The sequence below is a fragment of the Flavobacterium procerum genome (assembly GCF_042431625.1).
Lineage (GTDB): Bacteria > Bacteroidota > Bacteroidia > Flavobacteriales > Flavobacteriaceae > Flavobacterium > Flavobacterium procerum.
This window is the reverse complement of record NZ_JBHLYW010000022.1, coordinates 135,599-155,308: the sequence shown is the minus strand read 5'-3', so window position 1 is coordinate 155,308 and position 19,710 is coordinate 135,599. Positions and strand designations below refer to the sequence as shown.

Sequence of the window (19,710 nt, the reverse complement as noted above, 5' to 3'; positions counted from 1 at the left end):
TTAAGTTCGGGATTTGCACTGTATCGTAGTTTTATATAATATTTTGAATTAGTAAGCACTTATTAATGAAATGGATATAGATGCAAAAATGCATTCACTTAACTTCAACGTGTAAGTTAAGTGAAGCAGATCCCTATCAGGGGTATATTTTATACTTGTTGAAATTTCTGTTTTGATTAATAATGGTGCTGCTATTTTCAAAATATTTTTTGTTTTGGATGCACTGTAAAATATTAATTGTTATTGAAATTTGTTAAATTAGAAAAGGCATAATATTATAGTTATTATGCCTTTTTTTCGATTCCATTTTAGATTAGAAAAACATTTTTTTGTGAAAAACATATAAATATGTCTTATTTTATTAATGAAATGCTTTTTTTTGATAAAATTAATAGAATAAATAATTTTAAGAATACGAGCAGATTTAATACTTTTATAAAAAAATTCAACAAACGATGAGCTATTACAAAATAGAAAACTTAGAACAGTATTTTAAGCATTATAACAAATCAATAAGAGAACCAAGAAAATTTTGGGGAAAAATAGCTGAAGAAAATTTTACGTGGTACCAGCAATGGGAGAAAGTTGTTGATTTTAATATGGCTGAAGCTGAAGTAAAATGGTTTACGGATGCTAAAGTTAACATTACCAAAAATTGTATTGACAGACATTTAAGCAAAAGAGGCGATAAGACGGCGATTATTTTTGAGCCAAACGACCCTGCTGAAGATGCTTTACATATATCGTATAATGAATTGTACGAGAGAGTTTCAAGAATGGCAAATGTCTTGCGCGAACAAGGTGTTCGTAAAGGCGACAGAGTTTGTATTTATTTGCCGATGATTCCTGAGCTTGCGGTTGCCGTTTTTGCATGTGCAAGAATTGGGGCCATTCATTCCGTTATTTTTGCTGGTTTTTCTGATTCTGCAGTTGCTGCGAGAATCAACGATTGCGAATGTAAAATGGTAATTACTTCTGATGGAGGTTATAGAGGAAATAAGACAATTGATTTAAAAGGAATTGTTGACGAAGCATTAAAAACTTGTCCTTCTGTTTCTAAAGTCTTGGTTGTGAAAAGAACGAATAATGAAGTAAAAATGCAAGAAGGTCGTGACGAATGGTTACAGCCTCTTTTGGATGCTGCTTTAGACAACAGTGTTGCAGAAATTATGGATGCTGAAGATCCGTTATTCATTTTATATACTTCTGGATCTACAGGAAAACCTAAAGGAATGGTTCATACTACAGCCGGCTATATGGTGTATACAGCCTATACTTTTAAAAACGTTTTCAGCCACGAGGAAAATGATATTTTCTGGTGTACCGCAGATATTGGCTGGATTACTGGACATTCTTATATTTTATACGGACCGTTACTTAATGGAGGGACAACTGTAATTTTTGAAGGTGTTCCATCTTATCCTGATTTTAGCCGTTTCTGGGAAATCATCGAAAAACATAAAATTACACAATTCTATACGGCACCAACTGCAATTCGTTCGTTGGCAAAAGAAAGTTTAAATTACATTCAAAAGTATCCGCTTAAATCCTTAAAAGTAATCGGATCTGTTGGAGAACCAATTAACGAAGAGGCTTGGCACTGGTTTAATGACCACGTTGGAGATAAAAGATGTCCGGTAGTTGATACTTGGTGGCAGACAGAAACGGGGGGAATTATGATTTCGCCAATTGCTTTTGTAACTCCTACAAAACCAACATACGCAACGTTACCATTACCAGGAATTCAACCTGTTTTGATGGATGAAAAGCGTAATGAAATTGAAGGCAATCAAGTTGTTGGAAGTTTATGCATTAAATTTCCATGGCCTGGAATTGCAAGAACAATCTGGGGCAACCACGAACGATATAAAGAAACCTATTTCTCAGCTTTCCCCGGGAAATTTTTTACAGGAGACGGCGCTTTAAGAGATGAAGTAGGATATTACAGAATTACGGGAAGAGTAGATGATGTCGTAATCGTTTCTGGACATAATTTGGGAACAGCACCAATCGAAGATGCAATTAATGAGCATCAGGCTGTTGCAGAGTCCGCAATCGTTGGATTCCCTCACGAAATAAAAGGAAATGCTTTGTACGGATTTGTGATTCTTAAGGAAACTGGAGAAGTTAGAAATAAAGAAAACTTAACAAAAGAGATTAATCAGTATATAGCGGATCACATTGGGCCAATTGCAAAACTGGACAAAATTCAGTTTGTTTCGGGGCTTCCAAAAACGCGTTCTGGAAAAATTATGCGTAGAATTTTACGCAAAATAGCTGAAGGTGATTTCTCTAACTTTGGGGATACTACAACTCTATTGAATCCTGAAGTTGTGGAGCAAATCATGAAAGACAGAGTTTAAAAATTCATTAAATAAAAACAAAATGCCTCTTATAAAATAATTTAAGAGGCATTTTCTTTATGATTTGATAAAGTTTTTTTAGGTTTTATTTTATTCCCAATCTCGATTTTAGTTTCAAAAACAAAAGCCCGATTCGGTATGCATCTTCAGAAGATGAATTTCTGTCACTTTTTGGGATTTTGTAAATTTCGCATAAATCATCAAGTGAAAACTGTTTGTCGTTGATATCGGTCAATTTTCGATACATCACATCGACATCCAAAGCTTCGTTTTTTAAACGCCCGCAATCTAATCTTTCCAATGAAGCGTTCAGCATTTCGATATCAAAATTTATGTGATGCCCAACAAGTACAGCATTCCCAATAAAATTTACAAATGCTTCAAGCGCATCTGGCTCAGGCATTTTTGTCATTTTGCTTTCAATGATAAATTCATTCGAAAGCCCGTTGTCTTGTAAGAATTTGTATTGGAGCAGTACAGTTTCAAAATTTTCTTTTATTACGATGCTATCATCAATAACAGAAAAAGCTCCCAAAGATAAAATAACATCTTTATTCGGATTTAAACCAGATGTTTCTGTTGACAACACAACAAATTTATTTGGTTTGGTTTCGAATTTAGTCAAATAATCTTTCCAGAAATCCGGATAATCTTTATTTATATTTTTAAGCCAGTCTATCATATTATTATGAGAATTGTGTCAATTGAAATTTACTCTTAATCAGTTCCTCAAGATCCTTCATTGGAGTTAAAGCATTTTTTAATTTCTCTTTATCTGTTTTCGACATTTCTCTTAAATTAATATATTGGCCAGAGTCGTCATTTTTTAATCCTTCTACAGTTCTAAATTTTGAAAGCGTTAGAAAAGCTTCAGCACAACTTAAATAAATCTCAGCATTTTTAGAATCTGTTATCGCTAATTGTTTGAATCTTAAATAGGTGTTTTGAATTCCTTTTATGTTTGCATTTAATATTAATAAACGGGCACTGTCAATTAAAGGCATTAATGCACGAGTTTTTATATCGAATTTGTCTCTATGCGGACCATCTTCCTCAACAATAAATTTCTTAAAGAAGCTTAATGGAGAATTTCTTTTTAAAGCATCATTACCTAAAAAATCAAAAAACAAAGTATTGTTTACAGCATTCTTGAAAATTACGCTTTCTATTGCTTCCTCAATTTTTGGCTCTCCAAAAACAATTTCGTAATCAAAGAAAATACTGCTAAGATCATTACTATTTTCACCTGGAGTATTCATCCAACTGTTGTATTGTTTTGTCCAGTCACTCAATGATTTACACCATAACATATTGCTTCCCATATGGCCGTTAGGACAGTACTCGTATCCCACTTTTTCCAGAATAGCTGTTGTTCTTTTGGCTAATCTTAAGAAATAATCTTTTACCTCACGATACTTTTCAGGAGTAACATCTTCAAAAATCAGAATGCTATCTTGGTCCGTAAGTAGAAGTTGCTCTTTACGTCCTTGACTACCAATACTTAACCATGCGAAACGAGCAGGAGGTGATCCTAAATCTAAAATTGACAGTTCAACTGCACGTTTAATGATGGCAAGATTTATTTCGCTCGCAATATTGCTGACATGCGATATAGGAATATTTTTTTGGATTGAATTCTGAATTAAATCAGATAATCTATCACGGATTTGTTTTAGGTCTTTTGGTAATTGCGAACGCTTAATTTCTTTAATTAAAACACCCGGATTACTGGCTTGAGCCACAATGAGATCATGTTCAGAAATGATTCCTTTTACAACAGATTTACTAGTTCCGTCTTTTGTGACACATAAATGAGTAACGTTGTATTTTAGCATCAATAATTGAGCCTCTGCCAAGGAAACATTTTCAATTACAGTAACAACTGGAGATGACATAATTTTGTCAATAGTATCGGTAATCTGAAAACGTCCCGTTGCAATTTTTGAAGACAAATCAGCATTTGTAACGATACCAATAGGATGATTTTTTTCGCAGATTACAATATTATCGACCATAGAATCAGTCATTAAAATCGCAACATCTTTGATTATATGATTTGCCTCGGTTGTTAAAGGCGAATTATTGTAATTTAATGATTGAATGTACTGCATTTCAGATTGTTGGTCTAGAAAATCAACATCTGAAATAAGTTTACCATTTGAACTTACATTATCTTTTGTGTGTCTTGAATTTACCGCAAAACTTTCCAATAGAAAATTCAAAACATCCGAATTATTAGCAACAAAAGGTCTAAAAACTGCGATTGGAATAGCATAAATGATACTTTCTTCACGAGCTTTAGCCGTCATCATGTAGTTATTTTTAGCAAAAAAAGGACGAAGACCAAAAATATCGCCTTCGTGGCATTTATTTATAATGGTTTCTTCGGCGTCTGCAATAGTAGTAAGATTGATAATTCCCGAAGCTACAACATAAAAGCTTTCGTGGAGCGGATCGTTATTTTGAAAAAGTACGGCATGTTTTTCTAAATTGATGACACGTATATTGGTAGCGATATCTGATAATTCGTTAAACGTTAAATTATCAAATGGTTTGTATTCTTTCAAAAAATCTGCAATATGCTCAGCGACTGTATTCATACGTCTGATAATTTATTTTGAGTTTTTAATTGTAAAAATAATAAAATTAAACCTTACAATGAAAGTATCTTCCTGAGAATCTATAGATTATTAAAAAAATGTTAAAGCTTAGTGATTTAAAAGTGCCGTAAAATCTTTTTTTAATTTAAAATTCTGAAATATTGTAAGGAGAATGGATTGCAATGTAAAATTTTAAAACTTTTTTATTCTGTTTTTATTTTACGATGGCAGGAGATGTTTCGAAATAATTTGCATTTAGTTAAATATTTTGATAAGCTGAACACGGTGAGTTTTAAAATGTTCTATTTTACATAATATAAATTATAGGTCAAAATTAGTATGCTGAAAACACAGCATTATTCGTATAATTTACTTAAAATGACTTCTTTGGGAACAACATCAGCGCCGCCTCGTTTTGAAAACTGCATTGTTCCATCATTTACTAACAATACTGCGCTGGCAGAAATATTATTCTTGCCTTCAATTTTTATTTGTGCTTTATCGCCAAGTGTATACACAACTCCGGTTATGTCAAAAACTTCTGATTGCAGTTTCTTATTGTCGCTGATGACTTCGGCGGTTCCATAAATTTTATAATTTGATTGAGCAATTGTAATTTTAAGAAAATATTCTTTACTGCAACTTTTGCAGTTTTCTGAGCTCCAGGTACCAGTAAATTGATTGGTTTGCGAAAATGAATTTGTAGAAATTATTAACAACAGTAAAATAAAATATCTCATTTAAAATTTTTTAAAGCATTCCAAATATAAAAAAAAAGCATCACAATCGTAATGCTTTTTTTCTGAGCTGTTTATTAGAGTTTTTTCAGATAGACCGATTTTCCATTCAATGAAACTTCAATTTGATTTGTTTTTTCATTAAAAGTCGTTCGCAATGCATTTCCTTTAAAAATGGTCACATCGCCATAAACTTTTCCGGTTTCGTCAGATACATACTCAAAAACTACTTTTTTGTTATCGGGTTCAATCCCTAATTTGTAGCTTGAGAATTTTGTTCCTCGTAAATCAAAATCTTGCTGAGAATCAATAATTTTTCCGTCGGCGTAGAAGTTTGTAATTGATTTGTTCAATGTAATGTCTGGATAATAACTATTTACTTTTTTTAATAATTCATATTGCTCAATACTCACTTCTTCATTTTTTGATGAGATGTTTTGAGCAGATAAAATACTTGTATATACAAACAATAGTAGTAAAATGAATCTTTTCATGATGTTTTTAGATTAAAGATTAATAAATAACTGATTTCAAAAATCAATGAAACAGCCTGTTTTTGCTGTAATTGCTATTACATTACTATACAAGTTACGAAATCTTTACCTTTGCAGAAAATTAAAAGCCGTTTTTTAAGATAATGACAACAAAAAAATACTTCAAACTGATTCTTATTCTGGGTTCGCTAACTGCATTAGGCCCTTTTTCTATAGATATGTATCTTCCTGGTTTTTCGGGAATTGCAAAAGATTTAAATACCACTGTTGCAAAAGTTTCTATGAGTTTATCGAGTTATTTTATCGGAATCTCTATTGGACAATTGTTATATGGTCCATTATTGGATCGTTTCGGTCGCAAAAAACCATTGTTTATTGGACTTCTGGTTTATATTATTGCTTCGTTAGGCTGTATTTATGTTGCTGATATTGATGCTTTTATATTGCTTCGTTTTATTCAAGCAATTGGCAGTTGCGCCGCAACGGTGGCTTCTGTTGCTATGGTTCGAGATTTATTTCCTGTTAAAGATATTCCGAAAGTTTTTTCGCTTCTTATGCTGGTTGTTGGGCTTTCGCCGATGCTGGCTCCGACAATTGGAGGTTATGTAACCGAAGATCTTGGATGGCATGCTGTGTTTTTTATTCTGATGTGTATGGGAATTGTAATTTTGATTGCTTCCCAAGTCGGACTTCCTGATACTTATAAACCTGATACTTCTATTTCGTTAAAACCAAGACCTATTATAACTAATTTTCTGAGTGTTATAAAAGAACCGCAGTTTTACACTTATGCATTTACGGGCGCAATAGCATTTTCGGGCTTGTTTTCTTATGTTGCGGCATCACCAATAGTTTTTATGGATATTTATAAAGTTGATGCCAAATTATATGGCTGGATTTTTGCCTTTATGTCGGTAAGTTTTATAGGATCAAGTCAGTTGAATTCTATGTTGTTAAAGAAATTTTCGAGTGAACAAATGATTTTTGGAGCTTTAATATCTCAGTCAGTAATTAGTATAATTTTTTTGATTCTCTCTTTGAGCAATCTTTTAGGATTGAATGAAACAATCGGAATGTTATTTTTATTTTTGGCTTGTTTAGGTATCTCAAATCCGAATACTGCAGGTTTGACTCTTGCTCCATTTGCCAAAAATACCGGAAGTGCATCTGCTTTAATGGGAGCTATTCAGTTAGGATTAGGCGCTTTAGCTTCATTCGCTATCGGTGTTTTTGTAAAAGATTCTGTAACTCCAATGGTTGGGATTATGACAGCGACAACAATTACTGCTTTTATTGTTTTGAATATCGGAAAACGATTTATCAAAAATAAAGTTGCGATTTCTGATAGTGATGATGTTATGGTTGGTCATTAGATATAGAAATTCCAATACTGAAATTCCAAATTCCAAAAAATAGAAGGGAAATTCCAATACTAAAATTCCAAATTCCAAAAAAAATAGAAGGGAAATTCCAATACTAAAATTCCAAATTCCAAAAAATAGAAAGGAAATTCCAAAACTTGAAAAGTTTGTTTTAGTCACAATAAATGAAAAGCCGAAATCTAAGATTTCGGCTTTTTTATAACGTATTCCTTTGGAATTTGGAATTTTAGTATTGGAATTTTTAAAACTAATTTTGTAGTTTCTTATCTGGTCTGATAATCATTCTAAGTGATTGATCTTTTGCAAAATACGCCACCATCCAATTCCAGAAAGTGTTTAGTCTATTTCTGTAAGTAATCAAAGAAATTAAGTGAATAAACAACCAGATTATCCAGGCAAAGAAACCTTTAAAGTGCCATTTCGGGCTTGGTAAATCTACAACTGCTTTTGCTTTTCCGATAATTGCCATAGAGCCTTTGTCGTTGTAAGCAAATGGTTTAAGCGGTTTGTTTGCGACCATTGCTTTAAAGTTTTTAGCTAGATTTAATCCCTGTTGTATAGCAACTTGTGCAACCTGCGGATGTCCGTCAGGGAAATTTTTATCTCCAGCTGTAATGGCAGTATCCCCAATTGCATAAATGTGATCCACTCCATTAACTTTATTAAATTCATCTGTTGCCATTCTTCTTCCACGACCATAACTTTCTTTCGGAATTCCTTCAAATATTTTAGCAGAAACTCCTGCGGCCCAGATTAAGTTTTTGGTTTTGATAGTGTCTCCGTTTTCAAATACTACGGTATCATCAACATAGTCCACAACTTTGGTATTCAGTTTAACCACAACTCCCAGTTTTGTCAATGCTTCTAGAGTATCTTTTTGAGATTTTTTACTCATTGGCGCCAAGAGAGCATCGCCACCATCAACCAAATAAACATTACTTGCAGAAGTGTCTAATTCCGGATATTCTTTTAAAAGGATATTTTTACGCATTTCAGCAAACATACCAGAAACCTCCACTCCAGTTGGCCCCCCTCCTGCCACAACAATTGTAAGTAATTTACGTCTTTTGCGCATATCTTTGCAGATGGCAGCTTTTTCGAGGTTTTTAAGCAATGTATTGCGCATTACGATGGCATCATTTAAGGTTTTCATCGGAATTGCGTTTTTCATTACGTTTTCCATGCCGAAATAACTTGTCTCAGCTCCTGTTGCAAAAACAAGATAATCGTATTCTAAATCTCCATTGCTTAAAGTGATTTTCTTCTCAGCTGGAGAAACCGATAATAATTCGCCTAGACGAAACTGCAGATTTTTTTTACCTGCAAAAAATTTTCTAAAAGGATAGCTAATGCTCGATGGCTCTAAAAATGCCGTAGCTACTTGATATATAAGGGGTGGGAAAAAGTTATAATTATTCTTGTCTACAAGTGTTACTTGTATTTGAGGCTGATTTACAAGCTCTTTTGCTAGATTGACTCCTGCAAATCCGCCTCCAATAATGACTATTTTCATATAGGTTGTAATTAAGTAGGATTATAAAATAATTCCTTATAAAAGTACAACTTTAATATACAATGACAAAAGTCATATTTACTACTTTTTAATTTTTTTAACTGTTTTCTCAACTATATCGATTTTGTTCTGTAAGACATAACTTGCTATTAATTTTTCGATTAGTTCTTCTTTGGTTAAATGATGAAAAACGGTTTTTACTTTTGTCTTTAAATCAGCTGAAAGTTCGTGATTTGGTTTTGTTTTAAAGATTTGTCTGGCCCACAAAAGCATGTTGTTTTCTTCGACACTAGCAGCAGAAGGTTTTTTGAATTCAGAAAATTTGATCCCTAATTCTCTTTCAAAATCGGCAATTTCAAAAACCTCTTCTTGCTGTAATACTGTTAAAGAAAGTCCCTTTGCCCCTGCCCTTGCGGTTCTTCCGCTTCTGTGAACGTAGTTTTCGTATGTGTCAGGCAAATGGTAGTTAATTACATATGAAATCTCTTTTACATCTATTCCTCTTGCTGCCAAATCAGTTGCGACCAAAATATTGATGTGTCCTTCGCGAAATTGTTCCATAATTCTATCGCGAATTCCTTGCGTTAAACTTCCGTGAAGCGCTCCAGAAGAAAATTTATTGATTGCTAGATTTTTGGCTAATTTATTCACTGCAGCTTTAGTTTTGCAGAAGATAATTCCTCTTTCTCCGTCTCTAGAATTCAAAAAATGCATCAAGACTTCCAATTTTTCAATTGGATCAACAACAATATATTCATGATCAATTCCTTCGTTACCAACAGTTTCCATGTTTGCACTTATTTGAACTACATTTTTGTTCAAATAATTCTGAATCAATTGTTTAATAGTTCCAGGAAGTGTTGCCGAAAATAATAATGTACGGTGTTTTTTGGGTAATTCTGCGATAATTTCATCCAAGCTTTCTTTTAGTATAGCCACCATTTCATCGGCTTCATCCAAAATCAAATATTCAGTAGTTTTTAAATCAATCGCTTTACGCTGCATTAAATCGATTAAGCGTCCAGGAGTTGCTACTACAATTTGAGCGCCTTCTTTTAATCTCTCGATTTGCGGTTTTATGGGAGTTCCTCCACAAATGGACGCAATAGATATATTTGAAATATATTTTGAAAAAGCTTCTAGATTTCTAAAAATCTGTTGTCCTAATTCTCTCGTCGGAACTAATATTACAGCTTGTACTGCAGTTGATTCTGTATTCACCAATTGCAATAATGGCAAACCAAATGCGGCCGTTTTTCCTGTTCCTGTTTTGGCTAAACCCACAATATCGTGATTTTCGCTCAAGAATAACGGAATTGTTTTCTGTTGAATTTCTGTTGGGTCAACGATATTTAATTCGCTTAAAGCTTTTAAAATCGGAGCTGAAATTCCTAATGTAGAGAATGGTTTAGACATAGTTTTAGTTTTTTTGTTTCATGTTTCATGTTTCAAGTTACACAGAAACTTGGTATGTTTGGCAAAAGAGAAATCGCATTAGAATAAATTAATTCTTTAATGCGATTCCTCCTTTAAATTTATTTCTTTTTGTTCTAGATTCCAAAAACTTGAAACATGAAACCCGAAACTAATAAAACCTTTAAATTATCAATCTGGCTCGTTCATGATTTTCTCACGATACTTTTTACCAATTAATAAAGTCAATCTTTGTTTGTAATCGTCAACCAGCCATTCGCGGTAGTTTTTACTGCACTGGCTCAGACATTTAGAATAACGTTTGATTCGGTCTTCAATATCATCTTCTAATTCTCTTGAAAGCATTTTAGCTTCCTGAAGCGTTTCTGTATTGTCCACACACATGCTTGCGTGCTGATCCAATGATTTATCCAAAACTACTTTTGAACGTAGATTTTGTTTGATAATTAATTTATGCTCTTCATCAACATCAAAAGAAACATCAGCAGTTTTACTGAATTTTGCACGTAATTCTGGTGGCATGCTATATTTGAAAAACATTTCGATTTCGTGATCATCACGAAGATTTTCCAAGTAAAATTCTGGAGATTTAAAAATATGCTGCCAGTTTACAGGATCGCTCCATAAACCAAAGCGAGCGGCATTGTTTCCTAAATCGATAACCGCAAATTCATCTTTTCCAGGAAGTTTACGTGAACCACGACCAATCATCTGAAAATATAAAGTCAGAGATTTAGTTGCTCTGTTCAAAATAATGGTTTCTACAGTTGGCTCATCAAAACCTGTAGTCAAAATTCCGACAGAAGTCAAAATAGCATCTGGAGTCTTTTTAAACCATTGCAAAATATCCTTACGTTCTTCAGAACTACTTGTGTTGTCTAAGTGTCTGATGTCATAACCTGCTTCTCTAAAGGTTTCATATACGTATAACGAAGTATGAATACCATTGTTGAAAATTAAAGTTTTCTTTCCTAAAGAGCGTTCTGTGTAAGCATGAAGCAGTTTTTCCTGCATTAAAGTATTGGTATATAAATCGTCTGAAGATTTTACGGTATAATCTCCGTTGATACCTACTTTTAGAGAAGTAAGACCTACGTCATAGCTATAAGTTGTTGCTTTGGCCAAAAATCCTTTGTCAATCAACGAAGCAATAGTATCACCAACAATCAGTTCGTGATAACTTTGATGCATTGGTAATTTGATATTCGAACTTAAAGGTGTAGCTGTAACTCCAAGTATAAAGGCATTTTTAAATGAATTCAGCAATTTTCTGAATGAATTATAATGCGCCTCATCAATAATCACCAAACCAATATTGTCAAGATGAAGTTTTTCATCATTGATACGGTTTTTCAAAGTTTCAACCATAGCCACAAAACAAGAAAAGTCATTCTGATCTGGCAACTCTTTTACTTTACTGTTAATGATTTTATTGGTAACTCCAAAACCAGTAAGCATTTTTGAAGTCTGTTTGCACAATTCAATACGATGTGTTAAAACCACTACCTTCTTGTCATTATTAGATAGATAACGACGAACGATTTCAGAAAATATAACTGTTTTTCCACCTCCAGTTGGAAGCTGGTACAACAAATGATGCTTTTGGGGCGCATTGTCTAAACGATCAAAAATGGCATCGATGTCGCCTTTTTGATATGCATAAAGTTCTTTTTTATCTTCTCTTTCTATTTCTAACGTGTTTTGAGACATTGTTTATTTTTGGATTTTTGCAAAAATACACCTAAAAAACAGTTATTCATCCTATTTTAACCTAAAATAATGTTTTTTTTAAAAGAAGATTTTTTTATGGGAAGTGTTTTTAAAAGTCTATTTTATCTAAAAGTGCTTCAAAATCACGTTTGTTTTTCCATTTTTGCTGCGAAGTTTCTTGTTCAATCCCAGAAATTCTTTCCTTAAAATCATTAAAAATTCCATTTGAAATAATAAAATTCACAGATTGCTCAAAAGAATTAAATATGCTTTTGTAAAACAATTCCTGTTTAATTATATTTTGAGAAGAAAATGTTTGCGCAATTTCGATATTGTACAACATAATATCTGCTATAATAAAAGAATCGACCCCCAACATTATAAAATGTTTGATGATTTTTTGTGCAACAGAACGACGCATTTTTGCTTTTGGACGCCATTTTGCATTCGGTTTTTTGACAGGAAAATATTCGTGAGAGATTTTAACTTTTGCTTCCTGCAACAACTTATCTTCTTTCGGATTAAAAACAAAATCATAATACACTTTTACAGGACTGAATTTTTCATACAATTCTACAAGCTGTTCTTCGAGTTGCTCTTTTGTTAATTCTCCTAAATATTTTTTTAAATCTCTTTTGCTCATAGAATAAAGATAATTTTCAATTTTTTAAATTCCAAATTCTAATACTATTATAGACAGATCATTCGAAAAGATAAACGTTGTCAAAATACAAGTTTAAAACTAATTTAATTTTGATTTTTTAAATTCTAAAATCAAACCATAATCCTTAATTTTGCAGGCATTAATCCTAAAAATAAATACATGCTTAAGATTTTCAAAGTTACTGCAATTTTAGAGGGAATCTCTTATTTAGTTTTGTTTGCCAACATGCTGCTTATAAAAAACAACAATCCCGAACTATACCATACTTTATTACGTCCGTTAGGAATGACACATGGTGTTCTTTTTATCGGTTATATCATTTTGGCTTTTCTGATAAAAAAATCAATGAATTGGGACTTAAAAACGTTTGCGATTATTCTAATTGCTTCGCTTGTTCCGTTTGGGACTTTTTATGTTGAGAAAAAATATTTAGAAAATAATGCATAAGCTTTTGGATAAAATATTCAATTTTTTATATCCTCTTTTTAGAGACTGGGGAATGAGTCGTAATATTGCGTCATATTTCAGTCTCTTTCTCAATATTTTAGTTTTAATCGCTCTGGCATACATAATTTATTATGCTGCCAAGTTTCTTTTGGTTACAGTGACAGCAGTTTTTGCTCAACGTACCAAAACAAAGTTTGACGATTATTTAATTCAGAATAAAACCACTCGATATACAGCCTATTTAATTCCGTTTTTCTTTATTTATAAAGCGGTTCCGGTAATTTTGGATAAATATGAATATTGGGAGCTTATTTTTGGAAAAATAGTCGGCGTTTACATTGTATTGCTCGGATTATGGATTGTTCGAACTATTTTTAATTCACTTCGAGACTATTTAAAACAAAAACCTGAGTACAGCGACAAGCCAATCGACAGTTTCGTACAGGTAATTATGATTGTACTCTGGATTTTTGGAGTTGCTCTTATTATTTCAACCTTGTTCGGAATTAAGAAAGGTGAATTATTAACCATTCTCGGAACACTTTCTGCAATTATCATCTTGATATTTAGAGATACCATTCTCGGTTTTGTTTCAAGTGTTCAAGTTGCCATAAACGATATGGTGCGTATAGGAGACTGGATAACAATGGATAAATTTGGTGCTGACGGAGACGTAATCGAAATAAATCTGACTACTGTAAAAGTCAGGAATTTTGATAATACAATAACCACGATTCCGACTTACGCCTTAAGTTCTGATTCTTTTCAGAATTGGCGCGGTATGCAGAAATCAGATGGAAGACGAATTAAAAGACACGTTCTAATCAAAAGCAGCACTATTCGTTTTTTAAATGATGAAGATTTAAGACAATTGCGAAAAATTCAGCTGATAACTTCTTATATCGACAGCAGACAAGCTGAAATTGAGAAATACAATGACCTTAGAGGAATTGATAAAACGCTTTCGCTAAATGGTCGAAATATGACCAATTTAGGTTTGTTTAGAAAATACATCATGCAGTATCTCGTAAACCATCCGGGACTGAATAAAGACATGCATATTATGTGTCGTCAGCTCCAGTCGACTGCACATGGCGTTCCGTTAGAAATTTATGTTTTTTCGAGTGATAAACGTTGGGCCAATTACGAATACATAATGGCAGATATATTTGACCATGTCATGGCATCGGTTCGTTATTTTGATTTGGAGATTTTCGAACTCCCGTCACAAATCGGACGATTAGATTAAGATTTTGAATATTCAAAAGGCAACCGTAAAGAATGCAAAGCGGTAAGTTTGTATTCATTACGGTTGATTTAAACGAAAGTTATTCTAAAATTACGTTTCGTCCTTATTTTTTCACTTCTTCAAAAGTAAATTCAGGATTTTCATAACTCAGAGTTCCATTAATAAAACAAGGAAGATTCATGTAGATTCCCACTACGCCTTTTCCTTGAATGAGTTTGTCTTGGTTTCGCAACAAAGCCAGCGGAACTCTCTTCCAGCTGCCACCGTTAGAAATGTAATGGAAATCTCCTCTCAAAGTATCTCCGCTGATATTTCCTCTTACATCGCCAGAATCTTTTCCTATTTTGTAGTAAGCCCTTTCATATCTTCCAAAAAAACGTTTTTCGCTTATTTTAAGAACCAATGTGGCGGTGTCTTTTCCGTTAACGGCTTGGTAGTAGGCTTCGTTGTACTTATTTTCTTTTGATGTACAAGAAGAAATCGAAATCAGTAAAATAAATATAGATGCTATTTTCATTTAATATTGTTTTTTAACGCTATAAATTACATAAGTCTGAATCAATAAAACGTAAATTTCTTACAGTAAGTATTGGCTTTATTTTTTTTCGGATAAAACAAAAATAGCACATTTTGTATTTGATTTTTTCTTAAATTTAAATAAAAACCCCATGGAAGATAGAGACACTTTTTTAAGAGAATTCAGAGGCGAAACTTTAGGAACTGTAAGTGCTCAATCTTCTCCAGATGAAATATTTCAGAACCAGACAATCAGGCCGATTCTAAAACTGCAGAATGATTTGTTTATCGCCGTTTTTATAAATTATGTCAACAAAAATAAAAAAGATTTTTATTCTTATACGGTAGAAAAGAAACTTCAGACTATTGAAAACTCAATTCAAAAAGATATTAAATTTAGAAATTCGCTTAAAGGAATCGTAATGGCTCTTTTTACAGTCGATGAATATGACACTTACATTCAGAATTCATCAAATCTAAATAAACGAATGATGAATTTATTGATTGAAAGACTTAAGAGTCAGGTGCAATTGTTTGAAGTGGAATCGAATTAAACAACTATAATAAATGTTTTTAATGGGAGAACACCTCATTTTTGAAGAAAAATGTGGGATTCGGAAGTTCTCGATGGAAAAAGACTTGTCGTTGTGATATAACAAAAAGGGTTTGGCTTTTAAAAGTCAAACCCTCTTTTGTTAAAACTTTAAAGGCTTATTCTTCAGAAAGCATAAGTTCTTTAATGTATTTTACAGGAGCGCTTCCAAAGCTTAAGAATTTCTCATGAAACTTCTTTAAGTTGAATTTATCTCCTTGTTTCTTTTTAAGTTCTTCTCTAAGATTGTAAATTTCTGTATAACCTGTAAAGTAAGAACAAAGTTGCACTTGAGATAAGGTAACACGTTTCCATTTTCCATCTGCTTCTGCCTGCTGTTGAAAAGCTTCTCTAGTCAGCAGTTTTATCGCATCATCTTTAGACATGTTTTTCGTATGTACACTAATGTCTAAGATTGTATTGCAGGTTGTTCTCAAGTTCCATTTGTAATACATCAACCACATTTCGTCTGAGTTTTTATAACCGCTTTCCAACATCATTTTTTCCGCATACACGGCCCAGCCTTCTATCATTGCACCGTTTCCAAGTATAGATTTGATAATGCTTGGAGATTGGTTGCTGTAAACCAATTGGGTATAATGTCCTGGAATTGCCTCGTGAATATTTAAAATCTGTAAAATATAATCGTTGTATTCTCTTAGATAACTTTCTGCATTTTCTTTTGTCCATCCAGACATGCTGCCTACGTTGTAATAAGTATTTGCATTTTTGTCATATGGCCCTGGCGCAGAGATTGAGGCGCCTGCAACGCCTGCCATATAAGCTGGCTCTTTACGAACAACTAATGGTTTTGATGGATCAATGTATAATAAGTCTTTTGCTTTGACATACGCCGTAAGTTCCGGAATCTGTTTTTCTATTTCAGATTGGAATTTCTCTGGAGTAGTATGTTTCAGCGAAATCTGATCGATTACCTGTTTTATTAATTCTAATTTATCGGTTGGTTTTACAGCATTTCCTTTATACTTAGCCCAAAGTTTGTCGGCCAACACAAACATTTTATCATGAAGGTCTTTTTTGTGATCAATAGCGATTTTGTATATTTCATCAGCATTATAACCCGATTCAATATCAAAAGCGAATTTTTTAGCATATAATGCGTTTCCTAATCTAAAAGATCGAGGAGTATTGTTTGGCAATTTTTTAAGCCAATCGGTGTAATCTGTAATTGCTTTGAGAGAAACCGCTGCTTTTGCTGTCATTTCTTTTTTCTCATCTTCTGTAAGTTTGCTTTTTTCTAAAGCAGATTTCAAATCCTCTTTAAATGCCGAAGAGCCTCCTAGATTTTGGGCAATCGCAAGTTCAGTATGTTCTACAGTCGGATTTTTTATATTCTTTTTGGCAGCTTCATAATAAGCCGGAATGTTGTTCATTTTTGTATTAAAAGTATGAAGTCTTACTTCAAGTGAATCATAACTTCCGTTCAGAATTTCAGCAAATGCCCCGCAAACATTATATTCTGACGGATCCCACTCGCCAGATTTTAATTCATTATTATAAAAAATCGCACTTTCTAACTGATTTTTTATCATTTTTAAATCAGTTTTATTATTGTCTGAAAGTTTTTCAATATCAAATTGTTGCAACGAATCAAGATTTGCTTTCGCGAAAGCAATTTCTCTTGAATTTTGTTTTTGATTAGGAATAATCAAAACGCTATCGAGTTTGTGATATCCCGCTCCTGATGCCCAGCCTGGATAAACATTCCATAATGCAATTACGAAACGATCTTTATACTGGTCGAATTTTTTGTTTAAATTTTGATCTTCGCCAGATTTACTGTTTTTATTGCAGGAAATCAGCAATGCAATACTTAAAAATGAAACAATGAGTTTTTTCATAGTCAATTTAGATTGTATTAGTTGGTGTTTGTAATTAATATTGCAGCAGTTCTTTTAGTATGGTTTCAAAACGATTTCTAGGCAAAAACTGGTCTTCAAGCGCTTTTGTAAAAGGAATTGGCGAATCTAAGCTTGCTACTCTTCTAACGGGAGCATCAAGATATTCAAAACAATTTTCCATTATTAATGCCGATATGTCGCTCGCGATACCTCCAAAAAGTGTATCTTCTTGATAAATAATAACTTTTCCAGTTTTTTTGACAGATTCAAAAATAGTTTCGGTGTCTAATGGTTGTAATGTTCTTAAATCGATTAAGTCGGCTTCGATTTCCGGGTTTTGAGCCAAGGTGTCTAAAGCCCAGTGAACAGTAGCACCAAAAGCAATTATAGTAATGGCTTTTCCTTCTTTAACCAAGGCTGCTTTTCCTAGTGGAATTGTATAATAATCTGTTGGAACATCTTGATAGATACTTCTGTACAATAATTTATGCTCGAAGAATAAGACAGGATTCGGGTCAAGTATTGAGGTATTCAATAATCCTTTGGCGTCATACGGAAATGCAGGGTAAACAACTTTTAACCCTGGAGTTTTGGTAAACCAAGCTTCATTGGTTTGAGAATGAAAAGGCCCAGCCTGTGTTCCGGCTCCGCACGGCATTCTTACCACAACATCGGCATTCTCGCCCCAGCGGTAATGCGATTTTGCCAAAAGATTCACAATCGGATTAAAACCTGTCGAAACAAAATCGGCGAACTGCATTTCTACAATTGATTTATAACCGTTTATCGATAATCCCATCGCTGTAGAAACAACCGCACTTTCACAAATTGGAGTGTTTCTGACTCTGCCCTTTCCGAATGCATCAACAAAACCTTCTGTTATTTTAAAAGCACCGCCATATTCTGCAATATCTTGCCCCATAAGTACTAAATTTCTATGGCGCCACATAGACTGCTCCAAACCATTTCTGATAGCGTCTATAAAACGAATATTCTTAACTTCTTCTCCGTGGCTATATTCTTCATAATCAAAAGGTTTGTAAACATCATCTAATTCTCCATTATAAGTAGGAACAATTTCTGGTTCGGCATTAGCGACAGCAAGGTTTTCATCAATTTCTTTTCTGATTTCTTCTTTCCACTGCTGATCAATTTCTTCTGTCAGAATTTTGTTTTCAATTAAATAATCTTTATAATTATTGACAGGGTCTCTTAATGCCCATTGTTTCATTAATTCATCTGGAACATATTTCGTGCCGCTTGCCTCTTCATGTCCACGCATCCTGAAAGTTTTAAACTCTAATAAAACCGGATGCGGATTCTCCTGCATTTCTTCTTTTAATCTCTGTATTTTATTATATACTTCCAATATATTATTTCCGTCAAGAATATAGCTTTCAATACCATAACCAATTCCTTTGTCTGCAAGGTTTTCGCAATAATATTGCTCGTTTGTAGGGGTCGAAAGTCCGTAGCCATTATTTTCGATTACAAACATAACCGGAAGCTGCCAAACTGCTGCAATATTAAGCGCTTCATGAAAATCGCCCTCACTTGTAGCGCCTTCTCCCGTAAAAACGGCCGTCACTTTATTATTTTGTTTTAATTTATCAGCCAAAGCAATTCCATCGGCAATTCCTAGCTGAGGACCAAGATGCGAAATCATTCCAATAATATTATAGTCCTGAGTTCCAAAATGAAAACTGCGATCTCTTCCTTTGGTAAATCCATTGGCTTTTCCTTGCCATTGCGAAAATAATCGATGCAGCGGAATCTCTCTAGTGGTAAAAACCCCAAGATTACGATGCATTGGCAATATATATTCAGATTGATTTAATGCGGCTGTAATTCCTACTGATATTGCTTCTTGGCCTATTCCAGAAAACCATTTAGAAACTTTCCCCTGACGAATTAAAATCAGCATTTTTTCTTCAATCAAACGCGGTTTCAGCAGTTTTTTATATAAATCTAATAATTGATAATCGCTTAAATTTTGTCTGTAAAAAATCATCTATTTTCTTATTTTTTTGTGTTTCAAATATAACAAATTACTCTAGTTTTATACATTTAGCATTAAGAATTTTGTCAGAAATAGGCTTTTTAGTAAACAGACAGCTTATGATTTTCTAAAATATTCTCTACCTTTG

At 33.2% G+C, this 19,710-nt stretch carries 16 protein-coding genes; 5 read left to right on the top strand and 11 right to left on the bottom strand.

The genetic code is table 11. The annotated features are described in order from the left end of the window. Window positions 1-455 precede the first annotated feature (455 nt). Entirely contained in the window at window positions 456-2,363 is a 1,908-nt protein-coding gene (gene acs / locus ACFFLS_RS20245) for an acetate--CoA ligase (RefSeq protein ID WP_379686985.1), read from the top strand. 85 nt (window positions 2,364-2,448) lie between these two features. Here acs and ACFFLS_RS20240 read toward each other — a convergent pair whose 3' ends face one another. The 4 genes from ACFFLS_RS20240 to ACFFLS_RS20225 all read right to left on the bottom strand — a co-directional run bounded on the left by ACFFLS_RS20240 (window position 2,449) and on the right by ACFFLS_RS20225 (window position 6,194). Beyond that, window positions 2,449-3,045, bottom strand: coding sequence for a 3'-5' exonuclease (locus ACFFLS_RS20240; protein WP_379686984.1), 597 nt, complete (start codon window positions 3,043-3,045; stop codon window positions 2,449-2,451). 4 nt (window positions 3,046-3,049) lie between these two features. Beyond that, a complete protein-coding gene (locus ACFFLS_RS20235) occupies window positions 3,050-4,963 on the bottom strand; it encodes a DUF294 nucleotidyltransferase-like domain-containing protein (RefSeq protein WP_379686983.1) in 1,914 nt (637 codons plus the stop codon). A gap of 356 nt (window positions 4,964-5,319) precedes the next feature. Beyond that, window positions 5,320-5,703, bottom strand: coding sequence for a hypothetical protein (locus ACFFLS_RS20230; RefSeq protein WP_379686982.1), 384 nt, complete (start codon window positions 5,701-5,703; stop codon window positions 5,320-5,322). 74 nt (window positions 5,704-5,777) lie between these two features. Beyond that, complete coding sequence (locus tag ACFFLS_RS20225) at window positions 5,778-6,194, bottom strand: hypothetical protein (protein ID WP_379686981.1); 417 nt, start codon at window positions 6,192-6,194, stop codon at window positions 5,778-5,780. 143 nt (window positions 6,195-6,337) lie between these two features. On the opposite strand from ACFFLS_RS20225, the gene ACFFLS_RS20220 reads away from it, so the two are divergent. Further along, window positions 6,338-7,567, top strand: coding sequence for a multidrug effflux MFS transporter (locus ACFFLS_RS20220; RefSeq protein ID WP_379686980.1), 1,230 nt, complete (start codon window positions 6,338-6,340; stop codon window positions 7,565-7,567). Window positions 7,568-7,823: 256 nt separating this feature from the next. On the opposite strand, the gene ACFFLS_RS20215 is transcribed toward ACFFLS_RS20220, so the two are convergent. From ACFFLS_RS20215 to ACFFLS_RS20200, 4 genes are all read right to left on the bottom strand, one after another. Next, window positions 7,824-9,089 (bottom strand): NAD(P)/FAD-dependent oxidoreductase, encoded by a 1,266-nt coding sequence (locus tag ACFFLS_RS20215; protein WP_379686979.1) that lies wholly within the window; start codon window positions 9,087-9,089, stop codon window positions 7,824-7,826. An 81-nt stretch (window positions 9,090-9,170) separates the two neighbouring features. Further along, window positions 9,171-10,505 (bottom strand): DEAD/DEAH box helicase, encoded by a 1,335-nt coding sequence (locus ACFFLS_RS20210; protein ID WP_379686977.1) that lies wholly within the window; start codon window positions 10,503-10,505, stop codon window positions 9,171-9,173. Between the two features lie 189 nt (window positions 10,506-10,694). Then, entirely contained in the window at window positions 10,695-12,233 is a 1,539-nt protein-coding gene (locus ACFFLS_RS20205) for a DEAD/DEAH box helicase (RefSeq protein WP_379686975.1), read from the bottom strand. A gap of 109 nt (window positions 12,234-12,342) precedes the next feature. Further along, the gene (locus tag ACFFLS_RS20200) at window positions 12,343-12,876 is read right to left on the bottom strand and encodes a DUF6155 family protein (RefSeq protein WP_379686973.1); all 534 of its coding nucleotides are present in this window, start codon (window positions 12,874-12,876) and stop codon (window positions 12,343-12,345) included. A 180-nt stretch (window positions 12,877-13,056) separates the two neighbouring features. On the opposite strand from ACFFLS_RS20200, the gene ACFFLS_RS20195 reads away from it, so the two are divergent. Together ACFFLS_RS20195 and ACFFLS_RS20190 are read left to right on the top strand one after the other, a co-directional pair. After that, window positions 13,057-13,344, top strand: a complete 288-nt coding sequence (locus tag ACFFLS_RS20195) for a DUF3817 domain-containing protein (RefSeq protein ID WP_379686972.1) — start codon at window positions 13,057-13,059, stop codon at window positions 13,342-13,344. Next, window positions 13,337-14,593, top strand: a complete 1,257-nt coding sequence (locus ACFFLS_RS20190; protein ID WP_379686971.1) for a mechanosensitive ion channel family protein — start codon at window positions 13,337-13,339, stop codon at window positions 14,591-14,593. The genes ACFFLS_RS20195 and ACFFLS_RS20190 overlap by 8 nt, the downstream gene beginning before the upstream one ends. 103 nt (window positions 14,594-14,696) lie before the next feature. Here the strand turns inward: ACFFLS_RS20190 and ACFFLS_RS20185 are convergent, their stop codons facing one another. Continuing rightward, window positions 14,697-15,110 carry a hypothetical protein gene (locus tag ACFFLS_RS20185; protein WP_379686969.1) on the bottom strand — a complete coding sequence of 138 codons (414 nt, stop codon included), beginning with the start codon at window positions 15,108-15,110 and terminating at the stop codon, window positions 14,697-14,699. A gap of 151 nt (window positions 15,111-15,261) precedes the next feature. Here ACFFLS_RS20185 and ACFFLS_RS20180 point away from each other — a divergent pair, with 151 nt between their 5' ends. Next, on the top strand, window positions 15,262-15,663 hold the full coding sequence (locus tag ACFFLS_RS20180) for a glyoxalase (RefSeq protein ID WP_379686967.1): 402 nt from the start codon (window positions 15,262-15,264) through the stop codon (window positions 15,661-15,663). A 157-nt stretch (window positions 15,664-15,820) separates the two neighbouring features. Here the strand turns inward: ACFFLS_RS20180 and ACFFLS_RS20175 are convergent, their stop codons facing one another. Both ACFFLS_RS20175 and ACFFLS_RS20170 read right to left on the bottom strand, forming a co-directional pair. After that, complete coding sequence (locus tag ACFFLS_RS20175; protein WP_379686966.1) at window positions 15,821-17,563, bottom strand: DUF885 domain-containing protein; 1,743 nt, start codon at window positions 17,561-17,563, stop codon at window positions 15,821-15,823. A 34-nt stretch (window positions 17,564-17,597) separates the two neighbouring features. Further along, entirely contained in the window at window positions 17,598-19,574 is a 1,977-nt protein-coding gene (locus ACFFLS_RS20170; RefSeq protein ID WP_379686964.1) for an alpha-ketoacid dehydrogenase subunit alpha/beta, read from the bottom strand. Window positions 19,575-19,710 lie beyond the last annotated feature (136 nt).